The sequence below is a fragment of the Streptomyces sp. NPDC104096 genome (assembly GCF_055584385.1).
Genome location: NZ_JBVJMD010000002.1, coordinates 129229 through 150790 on the forward strand (window position 1 = coordinate 129229; position 21562 = coordinate 150790).

At 72.2% G+C, this 21562-nt stretch carries 20 protein-coding genes and 1 tRNA gene; 11 read left to right on the forward strand and 10 right to left on the reverse strand.

Going from position 1 to position 21562, the window contains the following annotated elements; translation table 11 throughout:
- Positions 1-69 precede the first annotated feature (69 nt).
- Together ACZ60B_RS03045 and ACZ60B_RS03050 are read right to left on the reverse strand one after the other, a co-directional pair.
- On the reverse strand, positions 70-744 hold the full coding sequence (locus ACZ60B_RS03045; RefSeq protein ID WP_469383690.1) for a hypothetical protein: 675 nt from the start codon (positions 742-744) through the stop codon (positions 70-72).
- A 56-nt stretch (positions 745-800) separates the two neighbouring features.
- Entirely contained in the window at positions 801-1466 is a 666-nt protein-coding gene (locus ACZ60B_RS03050) for a bifunctional DNA primase/polymerase (protein WP_469383692.1), read from the reverse strand.
- A gap of 515 nt (positions 1467-1981) precedes the next feature.
- Between ACZ60B_RS03050 and ACZ60B_RS03055 the strand changes: the two genes are divergently transcribed.
- Positions 1982-3514 (forward strand): PP2C family protein-serine/threonine phosphatase, encoded by a 1533-nt coding sequence (locus ACZ60B_RS03055; protein ID WP_469383694.1) that lies wholly within the window; start codon positions 1982-1984, stop codon positions 3512-3514.
- A 159-nt stretch (positions 3515-3673) separates the two neighbouring features.
- The gene (locus ACZ60B_RS03060; protein ID WP_469383695.1) at positions 3674-5140 is read left to right on the forward strand and encodes an aminopeptidase P family protein; all 1467 of its coding nucleotides are present in this window, start codon (positions 3674-3676) and stop codon (positions 5138-5140) included.
- Positions 5141-5267: 127 nt separating this feature from the next.
- On the opposite strand, the gene ACZ60B_RS03065 is transcribed toward ACZ60B_RS03060, so the two are convergent.
- Both ACZ60B_RS03065 and ACZ60B_RS03070 read right to left on the reverse strand, forming a co-directional pair.
- Positions 5268-6122, reverse strand: coding sequence for a triphosphoribosyl-dephospho-CoA synthase (locus ACZ60B_RS03065; RefSeq protein ID WP_469383697.1), 855 nt, complete (start codon positions 6120-6122; stop codon positions 5268-5270).
- 106 nt (positions 6123-6228) lie between these two features.
- Positions 6229-6759, reverse strand: coding sequence for an ATP-binding protein (locus tag ACZ60B_RS03070; protein ID WP_469383698.1), 531 nt, complete (start codon positions 6757-6759; stop codon positions 6229-6231).
- 240 nt (positions 6760-6999) lie between these two features.
- Between ACZ60B_RS03070 and ACZ60B_RS03075 the strand changes: the two genes are divergently transcribed.
- The 9 genes from ACZ60B_RS03075 (at position 7000) to ACZ60B_RS03115 (ending at position 17029) form a co-directional block, all read left to right on the forward strand.
- Positions 7000-7896, forward strand: coding sequence for a hypothetical protein (locus ACZ60B_RS03075; protein WP_469383699.1), 897 nt, complete (start codon positions 7000-7002; stop codon positions 7894-7896).
- Positions 7897-8069: 173 nt separating this feature from the next.
- On the forward strand, positions 8070-8834 hold the full coding sequence (locus ACZ60B_RS03080) for a YcnI family copper-binding membrane protein (RefSeq protein WP_469383701.1): 765 nt from the start codon (positions 8070-8072) through the stop codon (positions 8832-8834).
- Between the two features lie 74 nt (positions 8835-8908).
- Positions 8909-9559, forward strand: a complete 651-nt coding sequence (locus ACZ60B_RS03085; RefSeq protein WP_469383703.1) for an SCO family protein — start codon at positions 8909-8911, stop codon at positions 9557-9559.
- Positions 9556-10023: a copper chaperone PCu(A)C gene (locus ACZ60B_RS03090; RefSeq protein ID WP_469383705.1), complete on the forward strand. Its 468-nt coding sequence runs from the start codon at positions 9556-9558 to the stop codon at positions 10021-10023. Before ACZ60B_RS03085 ends, ACZ60B_RS03090 begins: the two co-directional genes overlap by 4 nt.
- A 13-nt stretch (positions 10024-10036) precedes the next feature.
- On the forward strand, positions 10037-12103 hold the full coding sequence (locus tag ACZ60B_RS03095) for a copper resistance CopC/CopD family protein (protein WP_469383706.1): 2067 nt from the start codon (positions 10037-10039) through the stop codon (positions 12101-12103).
- Positions 12104-12111: 8 nt separating this feature from the next.
- Positions 12112-13419, forward strand: coding sequence for an iron uptake transporter deferrochelatase/peroxidase subunit (gene efeB / locus ACZ60B_RS03100; protein WP_469383707.1), 1308 nt, complete (start codon positions 12112-12114; stop codon positions 13417-13419).
- Positions 13420-13480: 61 nt separating this feature from the next.
- Complete coding sequence (pheA, locus tag ACZ60B_RS03105) at positions 13481-14413, forward strand: prephenate dehydratase (protein ID WP_469383708.1); 933 nt, start codon at positions 13481-13483, stop codon at positions 14411-14413.
- A 532-nt stretch (positions 14414-14945) separates the two neighbouring features.
- Positions 14946-16223, forward strand: a complete 1278-nt coding sequence (serS, locus tag ACZ60B_RS03110; RefSeq protein ID WP_469383709.1) for a serine--tRNA ligase — start codon at positions 14946-14948, stop codon at positions 16221-16223.
- A complete protein-coding gene (locus tag ACZ60B_RS03115) occupies positions 16220-17029 on the forward strand; it encodes an HAD family hydrolase (protein ID WP_469383711.1) in 810 nt (269 codons plus the stop codon). Before serS ends, ACZ60B_RS03115 begins: the two co-directional genes overlap by 4 nt.
- 83 nt (positions 17030-17112) lie before the next feature.
- Here the strand turns inward: ACZ60B_RS03115 and ACZ60B_RS03120 are convergent.
- The 6 genes from ACZ60B_RS03120 to ACZ60B_RS03145 all read right to left on the reverse strand — a co-directional run bounded on the left by ACZ60B_RS03120 (position 17113) and on the right by ACZ60B_RS03145 (position 21299).
- Positions 17113-17197 (reverse strand) — tRNA-Ser (locus tag ACZ60B_RS03120).
- A 262-nt stretch (positions 17198-17459) separates the two neighbouring features.
- Positions 17460-17708 (reverse strand): SGM_3592 family protein, encoded by a 249-nt coding sequence (locus ACZ60B_RS03125; RefSeq protein WP_469383712.1) that lies wholly within the window; start codon positions 17706-17708, stop codon positions 17460-17462.
- Between the two features lie 77 nt (positions 17709-17785).
- The gene (locus ACZ60B_RS03130) at positions 17786-18505 is read right to left on the reverse strand and encodes an ABC transporter permease subunit (protein WP_469383714.1); all 720 of its coding nucleotides are present in this window, start codon (positions 18503-18505) and stop codon (positions 17786-17788) included.
- A 10-nt stretch (positions 18506-18515) separates the two neighbouring features.
- Positions 18516-19427, reverse strand: coding sequence for an ABC transporter ATP-binding protein (locus tag ACZ60B_RS03135; protein ID WP_469383715.1), 912 nt, complete (start codon positions 19425-19427; stop codon positions 18516-18518).
- Positions 19424-20335: an ABC transporter permease subunit gene (locus tag ACZ60B_RS03140; protein WP_469383717.1), complete on the reverse strand. Its 912-nt coding sequence runs from the start codon at positions 20333-20335 to the stop codon at positions 19424-19426. Before ACZ60B_RS03140 ends, ACZ60B_RS03135 begins: the two co-directional genes overlap by 4 nt.
- Positions 20325-21299 (reverse strand): ABC transporter ATP-binding protein, encoded by a 975-nt coding sequence (locus ACZ60B_RS03145; RefSeq protein ID WP_351604089.1) that lies wholly within the window; start codon positions 21297-21299, stop codon positions 20325-20327. Before ACZ60B_RS03145 ends, ACZ60B_RS03140 begins: the two co-directional genes overlap by 11 nt.
- Positions 21300-21562: the final 263 nt, after the last annotated feature.

Sequence of the window (21562 nt, forward strand, 5' to 3'; positions counted from 1 at the left end):
CCACGCCCGGCGCCGACCGGTGCGCCCCGCGCCTGCGGGCCGCGCACGCCGACGTACCGCTCAGGCCGCTCAACCGGCCCGACGGAAGCCCGAGTTCCCGCCCGCGTCCGGCCCGGGACCACTCTTCGTGGCGCTCCCGCCGGCAGTCCCGGCGGAACCCTCCGTACTGCTCCCGGAGCGCAGCAGCAGCGGACCGCGCCCGGACGGGCCCGCGAATTCCGCCACCGCCGTATAGGCGTCCGACACGTCCCGGGTGGGCTCGCGGGGCGTCTCGCAGATCCCCGGCTCGTCCTCCGCGCCCACCGCGCAGCCGATCTGCACCGCGCGCCCGCCGGGCCCCATGAGGCTCAGCGCGGCGTCCAGATCGCCGCCGGTCGCGTTGCGGTAGTAGGTACGCGCCCAGGTGTCCTCGCCCTGTGTCATGACACAGGTCTGCGCCTCGATGCCGTCCGGCGAGGTGAGTTCGGGGCCGCAGTGGGCGGCGGTGGCCAGGCCCAGGCCGAGCAGCAGCGGAGAACGGCCGGGATCCGGCGACGGCGCCTTCCCGTCCCCCGTGGAGCCGGCCGGCCCGGCGGACTCGGCCGACCCGCCCGAGTCCGCGGAGTCCGTGGACTCCGTCGAGTCCATCGCCCCCGGCCTCCCGAAAGCACCCGAGACGCCCACCTGCCCCGCGGACGCCATGGCCAGTGGCAGCGCCACCGCGCCTGCCACGACGCCCGCGAGGGCGAGAAGACGAACGTTCATGAACCGGAAGATAACGACCCCCGGCATGCGCCCCGCACGGCGCACGCCCTACACCCCTACAACTCGGGCGCGCTCACACCCGTACGAGTGAGGGCCTCGACGACCGCGTCCACCACGGCCTCGACGTCGGGCACCCACGGTGCCGCGGAGCCGGGCAGCGGCGCACGCTCCCAGCGGATGGCACCCGGTCCGGTCTCCGACGGCGGCAGGGCGAGATAGCCGCCCTCGCCGTGGAAGCGGAGGGAGCCGGGGACGAAGTCCTGGGCGTACAGCAGTTCGCCCAGCTGCTCCATCGAGTAGGGCCGCACCAGCAGCGCCCAACGGGTGGGCGAGGCCACCACCGGACCGAGGCGCATCCCCTTGCGGTCGAGCGCGGCGAGCGCGTGCGCGGCCGCGAGGGCGGGCAGGCTGACCGCGCAGGGCGCCCGGCCGCCGGTGGCGAGGATGATCGGTGCCGTCGGCCGGTTGGTCCACCACCAGCGCACCATGCGCGCGTCGGTGGTGGCCGCGAGGAGGCCGGGGTCGAACGGATGCGCACCGGGCACCGTGCACTCCGGGTCCGGGCAGCCGCAGCGGGCGCGCCCCTGCGGATCCGCCGCCACTCCCGGGAGCACCGGCCACTGCCATTCCGCCGCGAAACTCAGGGCCGCGCTGATCAACTCAGGCCCCCCGTCATTGCGCTGGGACAGGAGCCTGCGTCGCCTTCCGAGGATCTCGCGCATGAGCGCTCGTTCCTTTCCGTTGCACGCCTGGCAACACCGAGGACCACATCACACCATGTGTCGATCACTTCACTGTGCGTACCTGTTGGCGCATCACACCCCTGTGCGAGACAAGGGGAACCCCGCCGGGCCGAACGTTGGCTGCGTCCGCGGCCGTTCCGTCCACACTGCGTCTGACAAAAGCATGGGGCGTGGCGTGGGGGTGGCGAAGTCTGGCGTTTGCCGTTCCGCGTACTTCTCTCCGCCTCCGCCACGGGAGGATGGGGTTAGGTCGTCGGTGGCTATGACGCCCGGGTCGGTCACCAGGTTCCGGGTGGTCTCCAACCGCCCCTGGCCCTTACCGAGTACGTACCCATCACGACCGCTGTGACGCTCCGTCGAGCAAGGCCAGTCGACCGCAATCGCCCGTTACCCGAGTCAGTTTTAGGCCAACTTTGCTTTCTCGCAAGGGCTGGAGGAGGGACTCGTGAAAAGTTCCCGGAAACCTCTCGGACACCAGGAATCCCAGCAGGACAATGCTGGACATCTCCTCACGAGTGCGTGTACATGTGGAGACACTGCTAGCGGCGCAGAATGACATGGGGGTTTGCGATGCTTTTGAGCAATACGCACCGGTCGGAAAGCCGGACAACATGAACGCCCCTCACCCTCCGAAAGTGGCTGGAATCGATTCAACGGTTCCCGCACCCGCACACACTGTCGCGCCCGCGCCTGCCGCACCTGACAGCTCGCTCGTCCCTCCCGACATCGCCTGCCGCACACCGCCCGGCACCGTGCTCCAGGACCGGCTCGCCGGCTGGGTCTCGGACCTCACGACGCTGCACGAACTCACCGAACGCCTGATCCGCACGGACACCCTGTCCGACGCGCTCCAGGAGCTGCTGCGGGCCGGCTCCGCCCTGGTCGGCGCCCGGCGCGGACTCGTCGTCCTGGAACCCGACGACGGGTCCGGCCCCGACACCACCGTCGGTCTGGGTCTCGGCCGCGCCGATCTCGGCCACATCGAGACCGTGCCGCGCAGCGCCCTGCCCCAGGGCACGCTTCTGGACACCGACGCCGGACTGCCCGGCGGCGCGGGCGAGATCGTACGCCCCGACCTGTTCGCCGAGGACGGGCTCGACCCCCGCCACCGCGAGGTGGCCGCCCGTCTCGGCTACGCCGCCAGCTACGCGCTGCCCCTGTCCACCGAGGCCGCGGGCCGCCTCGGCGCCGCCGTGTGGCTCTACGACGAGCCCGCCGAACCGGGCGAGCGCCGACGCCACCTGGTCGGTCTGTACATCCGCTACGCCACCGAACACCTCGCGCGACTGGTCGAGGTGGAGCGCACGCGCGCGTGCATGGCGACCATGTCCGAGGAACTGCTGCCCTCACGACTGCCCCGGGTCTGCGGGGTCCGGCTCGCCGTCCGGCACCGCACCGGGCCGCGCGGCGGCGGCGACTGGTACGACACGCTGCCGCTGCCCGACGCCGCGCTGGGCCTGGCGGTCGGTTCCGTCAGCGGGTCCGGGCCGAGCGCCGTCGCCGCGATGGGCCGGCTGCGCGCCTCCCTGCGGGCGTACGCGGTGATGGAGGGCGAGGATCCCGTCGCCGTCCTGTCCGACCTGGAGCTGCTGCTGCGGCTCACCGAGCCCGCCCGCTCCGCCACCGCCCTGTTCGCCTACTGCGAACCCGCCCTGCGCAAGGTCACCCTGGCCGGCGCCGGACACTGCCCGCCGCTGCTGGTCGGCGACGGGCGCACGGAGTTCGTGGAGACCTCCGTGTCGGCGCCGCTCGGGATGCTCGCCTGCTGGGAGGCGCCCAGCGTGGAGTTCGAGACGGAACCGGGAGAGACGGTCCTGCTCTACACCGACGGGCTGCTGCACCGTACCGGCGACTGCGGGGACCGGGCCTTCACCCGGCTGCACGCGGCGGCGGCGAGCGTCCCCAGGGCGCTGCGGACCGACCCGGACAAGATCGTGGAGCATGTGCTGCGCACCGTGCTGCCGGACGGACTGGACGCGGCGGACGGCGCGGAGGACGTGGTGCTGCTGGCGGCCCGCTTCGAGTGACGCCCCGCGGCGGATCCCTCCGGCGGCCGCTCCCCGGCGCCCGGTGCGGCTCTCCCGGGCCCGGACACGGGTCGCCGGGCGAGGACGAAGGTCCTTCGGCCCTGGGCTCCTGGGCGTACGACCGTACGATGGACACGGTCCAGTGCCGTATCAAGGAGGATGACCGTGGCCGACGAGCTCACCCCGGAGACCCCGGAGACTGAGTCGGAAGAGCCGATCAAGCAGCGCAAGAACGGCCTGTACCCGGGCGTGTCCGACGAGCTGGCCGAGAGCATGAAGTCCGGCTGGGCCGACACGGAGCTGCGCGGCCTGGAGCCGATCGCGCAGGCCGCCGAGACCGCCGCCCGCCGCGCCGCGCTGTCCGCGCGTTTCCCCGGCGAGCGCCTGGTCGTTCCCGCGGGCAATCTGAAGACCCGCTCGAACGACACCGAGTACGCCTTCCGGGCGTCGACCGAGTACGCGTACCTGACCGGCAACCAGACCGAGGACGGCGTCCTGGTCCTGGAGCCGACCGCGGACGGCCACCAGGAGACGATCTACCTCCTGCCCCGCTCCGACCGTGAGAACGGCGAGTTCTGGCTCTCCGGGCAGGGCGAGCTGTGGGTCGGCCGCCGGCACTCCCTCACCGAGTCCGAGGCGCTGTACGGCATCCCCGCCGCCGACGTGCGCGAGCTGACCGAGAAGCTGCGCGAGGCCACCGGCCCGGTGCGCGTGGTGCGCGGCCACGACTCCGGCGTCGAGGCGGCCCTGACCGACAAGGTCACCGCCGAGCGCGACGAGGAGCTGCGCGTCTTCCTCTCCGAGGCCCGCCTGGTCAAGGACGCCTTCGAGGTCGGCGAGCTGCAGAAGGCCGTCGACTCGACCGTGCGCGGCTTCGAGGACGTCGTGAAGGTCCTCGACAAGGCCGAGGCGACCAGCGAGCGCTACATCGAGGGCACCTTCTTCCTGCGCGCCCGCGTGGAGGGCAACGACGTCGGCTACGGCACCATCGCCGCCGCCGGCCCGCACGCCTGCACCCTGCACTGGGTGCGCAACGACGGCCCGGTCCGCTCCGGCGACCTGCTCCTGCTGGACGCGGGCGTGGAGACGCACACGCTCTACACCGCCGACGTCACGCGCACGCTGCCGGTCAACGGCCGCTTCAGCGAGATCCAGAAGAAGATCTACGACGCCGTGTACGAGGCCCAGGAGGCCGGTATCGAGGCGGTCCGGCCCGGCGCCAAGTACCGCGACTTCCACGACGCAGCCCAGCGCGTGCTGACCGAGAAGCTCGTCGAGTGGGGTCTCATCGAGGGCCCGGTCGAGCGGGTGCTCGAACTCGGTCTCCAGCGCCGCTGGACGCTGCACGGCACCGGCCACATGCTCGGCATGGACGTCCACGACTGCGCGGCCGCCCGGGTCGAGTCGTACGTGGACGGCACGCTGGAGTCCGGCATGGTCCTCACCGTCGAGCCCGGTCTGTACTTCCAGGCCGACGACCTGACGGTGCCCGAGGAGTACCGCGGCATCGGCGTGCGCATCGAGGACGACATCCTGGTCACCGAGGACGGCAACCGGAACCTGTCGGCCGGCCTGCCGCGCCGCTCCGACGAGGTCGAGTCCTGGATGGCCTCGCTCAAGGGCTGACCCACGGCGACGAACGGCCGGGCACCGCTGCGGTGCCCGGCCGTTCGCGTGCCCGGCCGTTCGCGTGCCCGGAGACACGGGTCCCGCGTGCCCGGGCGGGCCCGTGGACGACTGCCGGGCCGCGGTCTCAGCCGCGCGGGCCGACCGGCAGCGCGTCCAGGAACAGGGCCCCCGCCAGCAGCCCGGCGCTGCCCCGCGGGCTCCACCCGCGCGCGTGCAGGTCGGTGTCGAGGGCGGCCAGGGCGTCCCGGCCCGCCCGTGTCGCCGTACCGCCCGCCGCCAGGACCTCACGGGCGCCGGCCTGGACGTGCCGCAGGCCCAGCGGACCCGCGGTGTGCAGCAGTTCGGTGTCCTGAAGGGTGGACATCACCGTCAACAGGGCGTCGAGCCGCGCCTGTTCCTCGTCGGCACCGGCCGTGCGCGCGGCATCGAGCGCGTCCAACGCCCGCCGTACGTGCGGGAACCCGGCCTTCGCCTCGCCACGGGCGCCGGCCGCGCCGTACTTCGCCGACACCGCCGAACCCCGCGACGGCCGCCGCGGGGCACCACGGTCCCTGTGCGCGGCGATCCGTTTGGCGGTCCCCGCCACCTCGCGGGCTCCCGCGCCGGGGTCGAGCGCGGCCGCCGCGACCAGCAGGCCGAGCGCCCACAGCGCGCCCCGGTGACCGCCGCCGGCCAGGCCCACCGAGTGCTCGGTGCACCGCCCTATCGCGCCCAGTTCGGCGCGCAGCTGCGAGGTGGGCCCACCGGTGCGGCGGGCGGCCGCCGCCATCGCCGTGAGCCCGGGGGCCAGCGCCTTGGCCGACCAGCGCAGCAGACGGTGGTCCCGGCGGGTGGCGCGGGCGGCGAGATCACGCGGATCGGGCAGCCCGGGCTTGGGGACCAGCGCCAGTTGCCCGGTCAGCGCGTCCACCGCGGCCTGCGCCAGCGCCTCGTCCTCGCGGCGTCGGGTGAGGGATCGGGTGCCGTGGTTTCCCGTCATGGACGTGAACGTAGGGGACGCGGACCGGCAGGGACATGGGACCAAGCCAGGAACTGGCTGTGAATCCCGGGAGACCCGGACCGCCCGGCCCCGGTTGCCCGGCCCGCTACACCGCCATCAGCGGCGCGCCCTTCTTCCACTTGAGGATCTTGTCGAACCTGACCACCGCCCCGCCCCGCCCCGGCCGGTTGCCGAAGTGGACGTGGTCGGCGAGCTCATGGATGAGATGCAGCCCGCGGCCCTGTTCGGCGTCGACGTCGGCGCACACCGGGTCGGAGCGCACGGCACGGGCGCCGTGGCCGTCGTGGGCGCCGTGGGCGTCGTGGGCGTCGTGGGCGTCGTGGACACGGTGACCGCCGCAGTCGTCGCCCGCGAAGCCCGGCCCCGAGTCGGCGACCTCGATACGGCACTTCTCGCCGTCGAGGTAGGCGGTGACCCGGTACGCCTCGGGACAGCCGCCGTGCGGGGCGCCGCCGTGCTCCACGGCGTTGGCGCAGGCCTCGCTGAGAGCGACCGAGAGGTCGTAGGAGATGTCGGGATCGACGCCCGCCGTCTCCATCGTGCCGAGCAGCAGGCGCCTCGCGAGCGGAACGCTCGCAGCTTCGCACCGCAGATGGAGTGACCACCAGATGCTCATGCTCCAGCCTCCTGGCTGCGCCTCGACATACCGTTACGTATTGCCCCGAGTGCCGTTGAGTAAGCGCGCTTTTCATGTGATGCCGCCCATCCGGGGGATGCGCCGAAGGGATCAACCGGTGTATGCGGGACCCATGCGCAACAGCCATAACAGAAGGTGATCTTCCGGTTCCCCGGATCCCGGCTCTCCCGCCGCCCTGCCGCGGGGGACCGACGCGGTCAGTGCGATGATGGGGCCGCCATGTCTGCCCCCCACCCACGCACCGCGCGCTCCGGAAGCGGTCTCCGGCTGCTGCGGGCCGCGGTGTTCGCCGCGGTCTGCGTCGTGCTGGCCGCGTGCGGCCACGCCCTCGCCTCCTGCGCGACGGTGCCGCTGTGGACGCTGGGTGCGGGGTTCCTGTGCGCGTTGGCGGTCGTCGCGCCCCTCGCCGGGCGGGAGCGCTCGCTGGCCGGGATCACCGCCCTGCTCGCCGTCGGCCAGACCGTGCTGCACATGCTGTTCGGCCTGGGGCAGCACGGCGCCATGGGCTCGGCGTCCGCGTCGGCATCCGGCACCATGAGCATGAACTCCATGATGTCCATGGGGTCGACGGGGTCCGCGGCCGGCTCGCTGTCCGACACCGAGCTGATCCAGCGGGCCGCGCACATCCTGTGCGGAGGCACCGCCTCGGCGCTCAGCCCCGCCCAGGCCCAGCGGATCCTCGCCGACGCGCGGATCTACCCGGGAACGGGGACCGGCACGGCAGCCGGCACCGCCGTCGTGCACGACCCGGCGGACGCCCTGTCGACCGCCGCCGGCTCCCTCGCCTCGCTGCTGCCCTCGCTGCCGATGCTGCTCGGCCACGCCCTCGCGGCGCTCGCCGTCGGCTGGCTGCTGCGCCGGGGCGACTCCGCCGTGCTGCGGCTCGTCGAGCTGTCGGCGCATGGAGTCACCGAGGGGGCGCTCGTACGTTCGCTGGGCAACGCGTTCGCGCTGGCGCGCGCCCTGTTCGCCGGACTGCCGGTCGCGCCGGAGGCGGGCCCGCGCCCGCCCCGTACCGACGCGCCCGCCCGGCCCGAACCACGCACCGCCGCCCTCCAGCACTCGGTGATCAGGCGCGGGCCGCCGGCCGCGACGGCATTCGCCCTCGCCGCCTGACACGACACGACCAGCCGAGCCGCTCCGCGGGAGTTCCGCGAGGCGAGGACTGCCGTCGTCGTGCGGCAGTCGCGCGCGTGCGCCCGTGATGTCCGGCCCGGAGATCACCCACCCGTACGCGCCCCCCTCGTCATCGTCATCGCCGGAACCACATGAGTGGAGTGCCTTCTCCCATGCAGGCTTCTCGTATCGCCGCCGCCGTCGCCGTCGCCGGTTCGGCCGTTCTCGCCCTGTCCGCCCCGGCCTTCGCGCACGTCAGCGTGCAGCCGGAGGGCACGGCCGCCAAGGGCGGCTACGCCGTCGTCGACTTCAAGGTCCCCAACGAGCGCGACAACGCCTCGACCACCAAGCTCGAGGTCACCTTCCCCGCCGACCACCCGCTGGCCTCGGTGATGCCGCAGCCGATCGCCGGCTGGAAGGTCCAGGTCACCAAGTCCAAGCTGGCCAAGCCGCTGGAGCTGCACGGCAAGAAGATCGCCGAGGCCGTCACCAAGGTCATCTGGACCGCGGACGGCAAGGGCATCGAGCCCGGCTACTTCCAGAAGTTCCCGCTCTCCGTCGGCACGCTCCCCGAGAACACCGACGAACTCGTCTTCAAGGCGATCCAGACGTACTCCAACAACGAGGTCGTGCGCTGGATCGAGGTGCAGGAGGACGGCGCGGAGGAGCCCGAGAACCCGGCTCCGGTGCTTCAGCTGTCCGCCGCCACCGAGGACGGCCACTCCCACGGATCGGCCTCCGCCGAGGACGCCTCCGCCGAGCACGACGACTCCAAGGCCGCCGCGAGCGGCGGCGCCGAGGCCGCGGCCGCCACCGACAGCTCCGACACCACCGCCCGCGTACTGGGTGTGGTCGGCATCGCCGTCGGCGTGGCCGGGGTCGCGTACGGCGTGACCGCAGGCCGCCGACGCGGCACCGACAGCAACGCCCGAGCCTGACTCCTCCTGCTGTGCACCGGGGGCCGTACGGCCCCCGGTGCACAGCACGGTTCTCACATCTGGGACATTTCTCTATGCGCAAGAAGACGTTCGCAGCGGCCGCGCTGCTCGCCGCCGCCACGCTGACGCTCTCCGCCTGCGGCAGCGGAGACTCGGCCGAGGGCCCCGTCACCGTCGTCTCCGAGGAGACGACGCAGCAGGCGGCCACCGTCCTCGACCAGCCCTTCGAAAAGCCGGACCTGGTCCTCACCGACACCCGGGGCAAGTCGTACGACCTCCGCAAGGAGACCGCCGGCCGGCCCACACTGATCTACTTCGGCTACACCAACTGCCCCGACATCTGTCCGCTGACGATGAACAACCTCGCCGTCGCCAAGAAGCAGCTGTCCAAGACCGACCAGGACAAGCTGCGGATCGTGTTCGTCACCACCGACCCGGAGCGGGACACCCCGGCCGCGCTCGGCGCCTGGCTCAAGGGCATCGACCCCCAGGTCGTCGGCCTGACGGGCGACTTCGCCACCATCCAGGCCGGTGCCCGCAGCGTCGGCATCACCGTCGAGGCGCCGCACAAGGGCACGAACGGCAAGACCGTCTCCACGCACGGCACCCAGGTCATCGCCTTCTCGCCGAAGACGGACGCGGGCTACCTGGTCTACAGCGACCAGGCCACCGTCGACGACTACACCGAGGACCTCCCCAAGATCGTGAAGGGGCAGAACCCGTGAGGCGTCCGGGCGCGGTCGCGGCGGCGGCCGGGGTGATCTTCGGGACGCTGGCCCTGACGGGCTGCGGAGGGCCGGGCTCCGGTGCCGCGGGGGCCGAACTGTCCGTCAGCTCCGCCTACATGCCGCAGCCGGTCTCCGCCTCGATGGCGGCGGGCTTCCTGACCATCGCCAACACGGGCGCGGCGAAGGACGAACTGACCTCCGTCACCAGCGACATCGCGGGCAGCGTCACCGTCCACGAGACCGTCGGCACCTCGATGCAGGAGGTGACCTCCCTGGACGTACCCGCGCACGGCCGACTCGTCTTCGAGAGCGGCGGGAACCACCTGATGTTCGAGAAGCTGAAGCACAGGCCCACGCAGGGCCAGAAGGTGGCCGTCGTGCTGCACTTCGCCGAATCCGGCCCCGTCACGGTCGAGATACCGGTGGAGTCGGCTACGTACAACCCCAAGACCGGGCACTGAGGGAGGAACCCCCTTGTCACAGACCATCGCCCCACGTGTGCGCACCCTGGTGCTGCTGTTCCTGGCCGTCATCGGCGCGAGCCTCCTCGCCGCCGGTCCGGCCTCCGCGCACGCCGCACTGACCGGCAGCGACCCCGCGCAGGGGGTGGTGGTCGACAAGGCGCCGACGCAGATCTCGCTCACCTTCTCCGAGCAGGTCGCCCTGTCCGACGACGCGCTGCGCGTACTCGACCCCAAGGGCAAGCGCGTCGACACCGGCAAGCCGGCCAACACCAGCGGCACCACGTACGCCGTGGGTCTGCACGGCGGACTGCCCGACGGCACCTACACCGTCACCTACCAGGTCGTGTCGGCGGACAGCCACCCCGTCGCCGGCGCCTACACGTTCTCCGTCGGCGCGCCCTCGCGGACCGCCGTCTCCGCGGACGGGCCGACCGTCGGCGGCGGGGTGGTCGGCTGGCTGTACGGCTTCGGGCGGTATCTGTCGTACGCCGGTTTCATCGTGCTGACCGGCGGCGCCGCCTTCGTGCTCGCCTGCTGGCAGCGCGGCGCCGGGGTGCGGGCCGTGCAGCGGCTCGTCGTCTCCGGCTGGGTCACGCTCACCGCGGCCACCCTCGCCCTGCTGCTCCTGCGCGGCTCCTACACCGGCTCCGGCAAGGTCGGGGACGTCTTCGACCTGAACCTGCTCGGCACCGTCCTCCAGACCAAGACCGGCGCCGCGCTGGTCTCCCGGCTGCTGCTGCTCGCCGCGGCCGCGCTGTTCATCGCCGTGCTGTTCGGGGCCTACGACAAGCGCCGGGACGACGAGAAGCGGGACCTGACCTTCGGGCTCGCGCTCGGCGGAACCGTCGTGGCCGCCGGGCTCGCCGCGAGCTGGGCGATGGCCGAGCACGCCTCGACCGGACTCCAGCCGGGCATCGCCATGCCGGTCGACGTCGTCCACCTGCTGGCCGTCGCCACCTGGCTCGGCGGGCTGGCGACCCTGCTCGTCGCGCTCTACCGGGCCCCCGCGCACACGCCCGTCGACAGCCGAGCCGTACGCCGCTTCTCGGCGGTCGCCTTCGGCAGCGTCCTCGCCCTCGTGGCGACCGGCGTCTACCAGTCGTGGCGTCAGCTCGGCTCCTGGTCGGCCTTCACCGACACCGCCTACGGCCGGCTGCTCCTCGTCAAGATCGGTCTGGTGGCGCTGCTCGTCGGCATCGCCTGGCTCTCGCGCCGGTGGACGGCACGGCTGTCCGACGGGGTCGCGGCCGAGGCCGGGATCCGGGCCGAGAAGGCCGAGAAGGTCGAGAAGGCCAAGGAGCCCGCGGGGGCGCGGAAGAGTTCCGGGTCCACGGCCACCGCCGCGTCGGCCGGGACCACCGACACGACCGCCGTCGCGTCCACCGGTACCGCCGGGACGACCGCTGCCCCGTCCGCCGGGACCACCGACACGGCCACCGCCGCGTCCGCCGGGACGGCCGGCGGCGCGGAGCCGTCGGCGGCGGGCGCCCCCGAACGCGCCGCCCAGCTCGTCCGGCAGCGTGCCGCGGTCGAGGCCGCCCGGCAGAAGCGGCTGCGCGACGCCGACCCCGAACGCCACGGGCTGCGCCGGTCGGTGCTCGCCGAAGCGGGCGTCGCCGTCGTCCTGCTGGCCGTCACCACCGTGCTGACCCAGACCGAACCCGGCCGTACCGAGCAGGACGCCAAGGCCGCCACCGGCTCCTCGTCGTCGGCCTCCTCCAACCCGTCCGCCTCGGGTGCGGTGACCCTCGACATGTCCTTCGACACCGGCGGCAAGGACGGCAAGGGCGTGGTGAGCGTCGACCTCGACCCCGCGCGGGTCGGCGCCAACGAGATGCACGTCTACGTGGAACGGCCCAACGGCCGCGGCTTCGACGTCCCCGAGGTGAAGGTCGCCTTCACCCTCGCCGCCAAGAGCATCGGCCCGCTGCCCGTCGTCCCCGACCACATCACCACCGGGCACTGGGCGGCGAGCGGGGTACAGCTCCCCATGGCCGGCGACTGGAAGATCGCCGTGACCGTGCGGACCTCCGACGTCGACCAGGTGACCGTCTCCAAGAACGCGCAGATCGGCTGAACCGCACCATGGCTGACCCGTCCCTCCCGCAGACCCGTACCCCCGAGGCCGTCCGCGAGGCCGTCCCCGAAGCGGACGGCTCCGCGCGGACCCCCGCCGAGGGGCTCACCCGGCGCAAGCTGCTCGGCACCGCCGGCGCCACCGGACTCGTCCTCGGCGCGGCGGGCGCGGCCGCGGGCCACGCCGCCGTGCCCGCCCAGGCCACCCCGCTCACCGCGCTCGGCAGCGGCCGGGCGATGTTTCACGGGAAACACCAGCCCGGCATCACCGAGGGCCTCCAGGCCCGCGGCCATCTCGTCGCCTTCGACCTGACGGCCGGCGCGGGCCGCAAGGAGGCGGCCGCGCTGCTGCGCCGCTGGTCGGTCACCGCCGAGCGGCTGATGTCCGGCGCGACCGCCGCGCACGACGACACCGGCGTGGCCCGGGACGCCGGTCCGTCCTCGCTGACGCTGACCTTCGGATTCGGCCACAGCTTCTTCACCCGGACCGGGCTGGAGAAGCAGCGCCCGGTCTCCCTCGACCCGCTGCCCGACTTCTCCTCCGACCACCTCGACAAGTCCCGCAGCGACGGCGACCTGTGGGTGCAGATCGGTGCCGACGACGCCCTGGTCGCCTTCCACGCCCTGCGCGCCGTCCAGAAGGACGCGGGCAGCGCGGCCCGGGTCCGCTGGCAGATGAACGGCTTCAACCGCTCGCCCGGCGCCACCGCCCACCCCATGACCGCCCGCAACCTCATGGGCCAGCTGGACGGCACCCGCAACCCCAAGCCCGCCGAGTCCGACTTCGACCGGCGGATCTTCGTGCCCGCGTCCGGCTCGAAGGACCCGGCCTGGATGTCCGGCGGCTCCTACGCCGTCGTACGCCGTATCCGCATGCTCCTCGACGACTGGGAGCGGCTCTCGGTCGCGGCCCAGGAGCAGGTGATCGGGCGGCGCAAGGACAGCGGCGCGCCGCTGTCCGGGGGCGGCGAGACGACCGCGATGGACCTGGAGAAGCGGGACTCCGCGGGCGATCTGGTCGTCCCCCTCGACGCGCACGCCCGGATCACCCGGCCCGACGCCAACGGCGGCGCGGCCATGCTCCGGCGCCCCTTCTCGTACCACGACGGCATCGACCCGGACGGCACCCCGGACGCGGGGCTGCTCTTCGTCTGCTGGCAGGCCGACCCGCTGCGCGGCTTCGTACCGGTGCAGCGCAAGCTCGACCGGGGCGACGCGCTGTCGACGTACATCCGCCACGAGGCCAGCGGACTGTTCGCGGTGCCGGGCGGCGCGGCCGAGGGGGAGTACGTGGGGCAGCGGCTGCTGGAGGGCTGAGCCCGGGCCGCCGGTCGAGACGGCCGCGCCGGTTGCCCGCACGGCCCACTAGGGTGAGGCCATGCCAGCCAGCTATGCGTATCTCGGCCCCGAAGGCACCTTCACCGAAGTGGCCCTGCGGACCCTCCCGGAAGCGGCGACCCGGGAGCTGATCCCGTACGTGTCCGTGCAGTCCGCGCTCGACGCGGTGCGCACCGGCGAGGCCGAAGCCGCGTTCGTGCCGATCGAGAACTCCGTCGAGGGCGGCATCACCACCACCCTGGACGAGCTGGTCGCGGGCGCGCCGTTGATGATCTACCGCGAGGTGCTGCTGTCCATCACCTTCGCGCTGCTGGTCAAGCCCGGCACCCAGTTGTCCGACATCAAGACGGTGACCGCCCACCCGGCCGCCCAGCCGCAGGTGCGCAACTGGCTGAGGGCCAACCTCCCGAACGCGGTCTGGGAGTCGGCCGCCTCGAACGCGGACGGTGCCCGCCTGGTCCAGGAGGGCCGCTACGACGCGGCTTTCGCGGGCGAGTTCGCGGCCGCCCGCTACGGCCTGGAACCGCTGGAGACCGGCATCCACGACGCCGAGAACGCCCAGACCCGGTTCGTGCTGGTCGGCCGGCCCGCCCGGCCCGCGGCGCCCACCGGCGCGGACAAGACCTCCGTCGTGCTCCGGCAGCGCGACGACCACCCCGGTGGACTGCGCGACCTGCTGGGCGAGTTCGCCACGCGCGGCATCAACCTCATGCTGCTCCAGTCCCGTCCGACCGGCGCCGGCATCGGCAACTACTGCTTCTGCGTCGACGCCGAGGGACACATCTCCGACCGGCGGGTGGCGGAGGCGCTGATGGGGCTGAAGCGGATCTGCCTGGAAGTGCGGTTCCTCGGTTCCTACCCGCGCGCGGACATCGGTGTCGAGGACGTACGAGCGCTGCCCCGGGGGACCTCGGACGCGGAGTTCGTGGAGGCGGCGGACTGGGTGGCGCGCTGCCAGGACGGCCGTTTCTAGTCAGGCCGGTTCGTTCTCCGTCGCATTTTGGTTATCCACAGGCGTTATCCACAGGTTCCCATCTCGACCTGGGGACAAGTCGACAGTGAAGCACCATTCAGTCGACAAATCGGTCCACAGGGCCCGAGTGCGCCCTCACTCCGATGGACCACCCTTCGTCCCCTCTTTTCCTTCGATCAACCCTTTAGGGCGAACTCTTTCCACTCGAAAGTGTGGGCAAAGGGGGTTTCCGCCGGGAAACCGGAGTCCCGCCGGGCGAGCCGGAGTGATCAATTCCAGCATCCACAGATCATCCTCACAGCCTGTGGATAACCCTTCGAGGGTGTGGATACCTGTGGACAGTCGCGATCCAAGTCCCGCCCTCGGCAAGGGAATCCGGTCAACCGCGCGCCCGGGACCTGAACCGCCCCGGCAGCGGGTCACTTTTTATTGACACGTAAGGCATTTCGCCCATATGTGAAGGTGAGCGGCGAATCGCAGCTGTGGGAATGTGAGTCGTATCCGGCAACCGCGCACCGGTAGCCTTGAGCACGTGATTGACCTTCGCCTGCTCCGTGAGGACCCCGACCGTGTGCGCGCTTCCCAGCGTGCCCGTGGAGAGGACGTCGCGCTCGTCGACGCTCTCCTGTCTGCCGACGAGCGGCGCAGGTCGTCTGGCGTCCGCTTCGACGAGCTCCGCTCCGAGCAGAAGGTGCTCGGCAAGCTGATCCCCAGGGCCTCCGGCGACGAGAAGGCCGAGCTGCTGGCCAAGGCGGGCCGGCTGGCCGCCGACGTCAAGGCGGCGGACGCCGAGCAGAACGAGGCGGACGAGCAGACCAAGAGCCTCCTGCTCCAGCTCGGCAACCTCGTGCACCCGGACGTCCCGGTCGGCGGCGAGGAGGACTTCGTCGTCCTGGAGACGCACGGCACGATCCGCGACTTCGGCGCCGAGGGCTTCGAGCCCAAGGACCACCTGGAGCTCGGCGAGGCGCTCGGCGCCATCGACGTCGAGCGCGGCGCCAAGGTGTCCGGCTCGCGCTTCTACTACCTGACCGGCGTCGGCGCGCTCCTGGAGCTCGCCCTCGTCAACGCGGCGATCGCGCAGGCCACCGAGGCCGGCTTCATCCCGATGCTGACCCCGGCGCTGGTCCGCCCGCGCGCCATGGAGGGCACCGGCTTCCTCGGCCAGGCCGCGGAGAACGTGTACCACCTGGAGAAGGACGACTACTACCTGGTCGGCACCTCCGAGGTCCCCCTCGCCGCCTACCACATGGACGAGATCCTCGACGCCGACAAGCTCCCGCTGCGGTACGCCGGCTTCTCGCCGTGCTTCCGCCGGGAGGCCGGCACCTACGGCAAGGACACCCGCGGCATCTTCCGCGTGCACCAGTTCGACAAGGTCGAGATGTTCTCGTACGTGGCCCCCGAGGACGCCGAGAACGAGCACCGGCGGCTCCTGGAGTGGGAGAAGCAGTGGCTGACCGGCCTCGAACTGCCCTTCCAGGTCATCGACGTGGCCTCCGGCGACCTCGGTTCCTCCGCGTCCCGCAAGTTCGACTGCGAGGCGTGGATCCCGACCCAGGGCAAGTACCGCGAGCTGACGTCGGCGTCCAACTGCGACGGCTTCCAGGCCCGCCGCCTCTCCGTCCGTATGCGCGACGGCAAGAAGGTCCAGCCGCTCGCGACGCTCAACGGCACGCTGTGCGCCGTACCGCGCACGATCGTGGCGATCCTGGAGAACCACCAGCTGGCCGACGGCTCGGTGCGCGTGCCCGAGGTGCTGCGGCCCTACCTGGGCGGCCGTGAGGTCCTGGAGCCGGTCGCCAAGTGAGCACCGCCCCGGACTTCCCGTACCGGCTGATCGCGACCGACCTCGACGGAACGCTCCTGCGTTCCGACGAGTCGGTGTCGCGGCGCACCCGTGACGCGCTCACCGCGGCCACCGCGGCGGGCGCCGCGCACATCGTGGTGACGGGGCGGGCGGCCCCCTGGACCCGGCACATCCTCGACGACCTCGGCTACCGCGGCCTCGCGGTCTGCGCCCAGGGCGCTCAGGTGTACGACGCCGGCGCGCACCGGCTGCTGACGTCGGTGACCCTGGACCGGCAGCTCGCGGCACTGGCCCTGGCCAAGATCGAGGCCGAGGTGGGCCCGCTGTTCCTGGCGGCGAGCCGCGACGGCCTGGACGGCGAGGTGCTGGTGGGCCCCGGTTACGCGGTCACGGGCAGGCTGCCGGCCACCCCGTTCACGGACGTCTCCGACCTCTGGAGCGCCCCGCTGAACAAGATCTACATACAGCATCCGACGCTCACGGACGACGAGCTCGCCGAGGCGTCGCGCCAGGCCGCGGGCGGTTTCGTGTCGGTGGCGATGGCGGGGCAGGGCATTGTCGAACTGCTCCCGCTGGGGCTGTCCAAGGCGACCGGTCTGTCGCTGGCGGCCCGTCGGCTCGGTCTGAAGGCCGCGGACACGATCGCCTTCGGCGACATGCCCAACGACATCCCGATGTTCGCCTGGTCCTCGCGGGGCGTGGCGATGGCCAACGCCCACGTGGAGCTGAAGGCGGTCGCCGACGAGGTGACGGCCTCCAGCGAGGAGGACGGGATCGCGGTGGTGCTGGAGCGGTTGCTGGGCTGAGCCCCCGGCCTCGCGGCCGGGCGGACGGCCCGCCGGGCGGCAGCACTGCGGTTCGGGTTCGGGGATCCGGTGTTCGGGTCCTGCGGAGGATGCACGGATCGAACGTGCGCGGGGAAGACCCCGACCTCGGCTTAGCAAGCCGGTGCCTTGCCTCTCGGCCAATCCTCCGGGTGGGCGGCCCACGCGAGTGCGATTCGCGTGCTCGAAGCGGCCGCCCCGGGCAGCTCACCAGCAGGGCGGGATCGACGGAGGTGACTACTCCGGTTACCGCCGCACGCTGCCCTGTCGGGAGCTGGACGTACTGTCGTACTCGGACATCGTCCCGCTCCTCTCCCAGATCGTGGCGCCGGCTCCGGCCGGCCGCGTGAACACCACCACTGTGCCCGGCCCCCGAACCGGACGCCACCGAATATCGGGGGCGGTGCGGCCGCTACCGGCGCCGCCATCTGCGACGCCGGGCCTTGCCGAAGAACCACCCGGCGGGCGGCTCGTCGGAGCGCCAGGGCTGCGGCTCGGGCTCCTCGGCGCGCCAGCGGGCGGCCAGCATCCGGGCCCGCGCCGACGGCTCGGCCGTCTCCGCGGCCCGTACGAACCCCTCGTCCAGGACGAGACCGTCCCAGCCGTCCCCGTCCGGCGTGCCCTGCCCCCGGCCTTCGTCCTGCGGCGTCTCCTCTTCCATCCCGGCCTCCTAGCCGTAGCTCCGTCCAGTGTGCTCCGGCCGGGATGAAGCCGCCGTCAGGGCCGGGGGCCCGGCCGCTACTCCTCCCCGGCGAGGGTCAGCGTGCGCAGCTTGCGGCCCGCGTACCAGGTGGCCAGCACGGTGACCGCGACCAGCAGGGCCGTCGCCGTGGTCAGCCCGACGTCGGAGGTGACCAGGTCCCCGCCCGCGACCTTGTGGGCGACGGCCAGCGACCACTGCTGGACACTGAGCGTGCGCGCGCCCGGCACCAGGGAGCCGAACAGCGCCTCCCAGACCAGGGCGTAGACGAGGCCGAAGACCACCGCGTGCCGGGACACCGTGCCCAGCAGCAGGAACAGCGCCGCGTAGGCGATGGAGGCGACCAGCGCGGCCACCGTGTAGGCGACGGCGATCTGCTGCCCGTTGCCGTTCAGGATCAGCCCGGCGAGCAGGGTCGGCAGCGCCGAGAACACCATGGTCACCGCGATCGCCACGATCAGCTTGGTGAAGATGATCGTCGGCCGCTTGAGCGGCTTGGACAGCAGGTACACCACCGAGCCGTCGTCGATCTCCGGCCCGATCGCGCCGGTGCCGGCGATGACGCCGATGATCGGCACCATCGTGGCGAGCGCCAGCCCGCCCAGCACGTCCGCCGCGGTCTGGTCGTCGGCCCCGGTGAGGGCCCGGACGGCCGTGGAGATCACGATCAGCAGCAGCGGCAGCGCGCCGAGGACAAGGGCCCGCCGGCGGCCGAGCAGGGCCCGGTAGGTGAGCCGGGCGACTGTGGGGTCGTACATGTTCGGCCTCCTACGCCGCGACGAGATACGAGAAGACGGACTCGAGGGACTCGTCGGACGGCGAGACCGTGAGCAGCCGGATGCCGTGCTCCCTGGCCACCTTGGGCAGCAGGGCCGTGAACCGGCCGAAGTCGACGGCCTGGACGCGCAGCGCGCCCTCGGCGAGGTCGACCTCGATGCCGGACGTCGACGGGTCGGCGATCAGCGCGGCCGCGAGGGCGCGGTCGTCGCTGGAGCGCACCAGATAGCGGTGCGGGCGGTCGGTCATCAGGCGGCGGATGCGGCGGAAGTCGCCGCTCGCCGCGTGCCGGCCGGCCACGATCACCTCGATGTGCCAGGCGAGTTGCTCGACCTCCTCCAGGATGTGGGAGGAGAACAGCACCGTGCGGCCCTCGTCGCCCATGCGCCGCAGCAGGTCCATGAGCTGCATGCGCTGGCGCGGGTCCATGCCGTTGAACGGCTCGTCCAGCAGGAGCAGGGACGGCTCGTGGACCAGCGCGGAGGCCATCTTCACGCGCTGGCGCATGCCCTTGGAGTAGGTGGAGATCTTCCGGTCCTGGGCGTACTCCATCTCGACGGTGGCCAGCGCCTGCCGGGCGGCCTTGTCGCCCAGTCCGTGCAGTTCGGCGTTGGCGACGACGAACTCGCGCCCGGTGAGGAAGTCGTACATCGCCTCGCGTTCGGGGACGATGCCGATCTGCCGGTAGATCTGCTCGTTGCGCCACACCGGCTGTCCGTCGAGGGTGACGGACCCGGTGGAGGGGGCGAGGAAGCCGCCCATCATGTTGATGAGGGTGGACTTCCCGGCTCCGTTGGGGCCGAGCAGACCGGTGACGCCCGGGCCGATGGTCATGGTGATGTCGTTGACGGCGACCACGTTGCCGAACCAGCGGGACACGTGGTCGATGCTGAGCGTGGTCACAGTCCGGCCTTTCGGTAGCGGCGCATCAGAAGGCCGTAGCAGGCGGCGCTCAGGCCCAGGACGGCGAGGACGTACACCACGCCCTGCCCGTGCGAGGGGCCGACGCCGCCGGGGAACGACGAGGTCGCGCCGAGGAAGGCGGACTGCACCCCGTCGATGAGCGTGATGGGCGAGAACAGGCCGACCCAGGGGATGACGTTCGCGCTGTCCTGGACGTCGGCGATCGCCTGGAGGGTGGAGACCGCCCCGTAGGAGATGGTCAGTACGGCGATGACGGCGGCGATGCCGAAGCCGCGGCGCGGGGTCAGGGCGGCGATGACCAGGCCGATGCCGGCGAACAGCACCGAGAGCAGGGCCACGGCGAGGAGCCCTTGCCCGAACCCCTGGGTCTGGTCGCCGAAGTCGAGCTTGGCCAGCAGCGCGCCGACGTACAGCACGAGCAGCGGGGCGGCGGTGAGCGCGAACAGCGCCGAGGCCAGCGCCGCGTACTTCGCGAGGACGTAGTCGGAGGTCTCGATCGGCCGCGAGAAGTACAGCGGGACGGTCTTGAAGCGCAGGTCGCGCGAGACGGACTGGGGGGCCTGCGAGGCGACGTACAGGCTGATGACGGCCTGCATGACGATCGCGTAGCGCGTGTAGTCCAGCGGCAGGTCCTTGGCCTTCGTGAATACGGCGACGGCGACCATGATGGCCGCGGGCACGCACATCACCACGAACAGCAGCATCGGCAGCACCTTGGACTTGACCGAGCGGCCGAGGCCGTACGCGCCGCGCAGGGACTGCGAGTACAGGGAGCGGCGGGCGTAGGCGCGGCCCAGGCGCGGGCCGTCGTAGCTGCGGTAGCCGATGTCGTGGATACGGGTCTGGTCACCCGCCGGGACGGGTGCGACGGGGTGCTCAACCGTCATGGCCGACCGCCTCCTTGCGCTGTGTGTCGCTGTCCGTGTCGTTCTTGAAGACCTCGGAGATGTGGTGTCTGCGCTGTTCCATGCGCACCAGCCCGAGACCGAGGTCGGCGACGACGTCGCGGACCAGGTCGTACGTCTGCTCGCCCTGGGCGGTGAGCAGCAGGACGTGGCCCGCGCCGGGCAGTCCGCCGCTGCCGTCGACGACCTCCGCGCCGCGCGCGTGCAGCGCCTCGCGCACCGCGCGGGTGCCGTCGGGGTGCTCGTCGGTGTCGGTGACCTCGATGGCGAGCGTGGTGGTGGTCTGGGTGAAGTCCGTGGTGGAGCTGGAGCGCAGCAGCTTGCCGCCGTCGATGACGACGACGTGGTCGCAGGTGCGTTCCAGCTCGCCGAGGAGGTGCGAGGTGACCAGGACCGAGATGCCGAAGTCCGTGTGGATGCGGCGGATCAGGCCGAGCATGTCGTCGCGGCCGACCGGGTCGAGGCCGTTGGTCGGCTCGTCGAGGAAGACCAGCTGCGGGTCGTGGACCAGGGCCTGGGCGAGCTTCACCCGCTGCTTCATGCCGGTCGAGTAGCCGCCGATCGGACGGTAGCGCTCCTCGTACAGGCCGACGTGGCGCAGGGTGTCCGCGGTGCGCTCGCGCGCGGCGGTGGGCGGCAGGCCGGACATGCGGGCCATGTGCACGACGAACTCGGTGGCCGAGACGTCGGGCGGCAGGCAGTCGTGCTCCGGCATGTACCCGACGCGTTCCCGGATGGCGGCGCCTTCGGTGGCGACGTCGAGGCCGAACACCTCGGCGCGGCCCTCGGTGGCGGGGGACAGACCCAGCAGGATCTTGATCAGTGTGGACTTGCCGGCTCCGTTGGCTCCGACGAGCCCGGTCACACCCGGGCCGACGTCCACGGAGAGCCGGTCAAGCGCGGTCACCCGGGGGAACCGCTTGCTCAGGCTTTCGGTCGCGATCACAGTCACGTCGTCGACAGTAGTGACGCGTGCCACGCGGGTCGTCACCCCGCAGAGCTGTCTTGGTGTCGGTCTGGAGTCGTACGGGAATCTCAGGGTCACCCTGAGGTCGCCCCTCCGCCTGCCCTGATTCCTTCCCCCGGGCGGGCCGGTCCATCCGTCCGTTCGCCCCTATTGACGATTCCTCTAACAACTGCGAGATTCGCCGGTGCAGCACCTTCCGGCTGGACGACGAACTACCGCACATGCGGCGCTGGGCGAAGGAT

What these genes read in the sequence shown, in the direction of transcription:
- ACZ60B_RS03130 (WP_469383714.1), bottom strand. Translation starts at nt 18,505, where the DNA reads ATGTACGACCCCACAGTCGCCCGGCTCACCTACCGGGCCCTGCTCGGC.
- pheA (WP_469383708.1), top strand. Translation starts at nt 13,481, where the DNA reads ATGCCAGCCAGCTATGCGTATCTCGGCCCCGAAGGCACCTTCACCGAA.
- ACZ60B_RS03140 (WP_469383717.1), bottom strand. Translation starts at nt 20,335, where the DNA reads ATGACGGTTGAGCACCCCGTCGCACCCGTCCCGGCGGGTGACCAGACC.
- ACZ60B_RS03125 (WP_469383712.1), bottom strand. Translation starts at nt 17,708, where the DNA reads ATGGAAGAGGAGACGCCGCAGGACGAAGGCCGGGGGCAGGGCACGCCG.
- ACZ60B_RS03045 (WP_469383690.1), bottom strand. Translation starts at nt 744, where the DNA reads ATGAACGTTCGTCTTCTCGCCCTCGCGGGCGTCGTGGCAGGCGCGGTG.
- ACZ60B_RS03075 (WP_469383699.1), top strand. Translation starts at nt 7,000, where the DNA reads ATGTCTGCCCCCCACCCACGCACCGCGCGCTCCGGAAGCGGTCTCCGG.
- ACZ60B_RS03060 (WP_469383695.1), top strand. Translation starts at nt 3,674, where the DNA reads ATGACCGTGGCCGACGAGCTCACCCCGGAGACCCCGGAGACTGAGTCG.
- ACZ60B_RS03085 (WP_469383703.1), top strand. Translation starts at nt 8,909, where the DNA reads ATGCGCAAGAAGACGTTCGCAGCGGCCGCGCTGCTCGCCGCCGCCACG.
- efeB (WP_469383707.1), top strand. Translation starts at nt 12,112, where the DNA reads ATGGCTGACCCGTCCCTCCCGCAGACCCGTACCCCCGAGGCCGTCCGC.
- ACZ60B_RS03055 (WP_469383694.1), top strand. Translation starts at nt 1,982, where the DNA reads ATGCTGGACATCTCCTCACGAGTGCGTGTACATGTGGAGACACTGCTA.
- ACZ60B_RS03050 (WP_469383692.1), bottom strand. Translation starts at nt 1,466, where the DNA reads ATGCGCGAGATCCTCGGAAGGCGACGCAGGCTCCTGTCCCAGCGCAAT.
- ACZ60B_RS03070 (WP_469383698.1), bottom strand. Translation starts at nt 6,759, where the DNA reads ATGAGCATCTGGTGGTCACTCCATCTGCGGTGCGAAGCTGCGAGCGTT.
- ACZ60B_RS03080 (WP_469383701.1), top strand. Translation starts at nt 8,070, where the DNA reads ATGCAGGCTTCTCGTATCGCCGCCGCCGTCGCCGTCGCCGGTTCGGCC.
- ACZ60B_RS03065 (WP_469383697.1), bottom strand. Translation starts at nt 6,122, where the DNA reads ATGACGGGAAACCACGGCACCCGATCCCTCACCCGACGCCGCGAGGAC.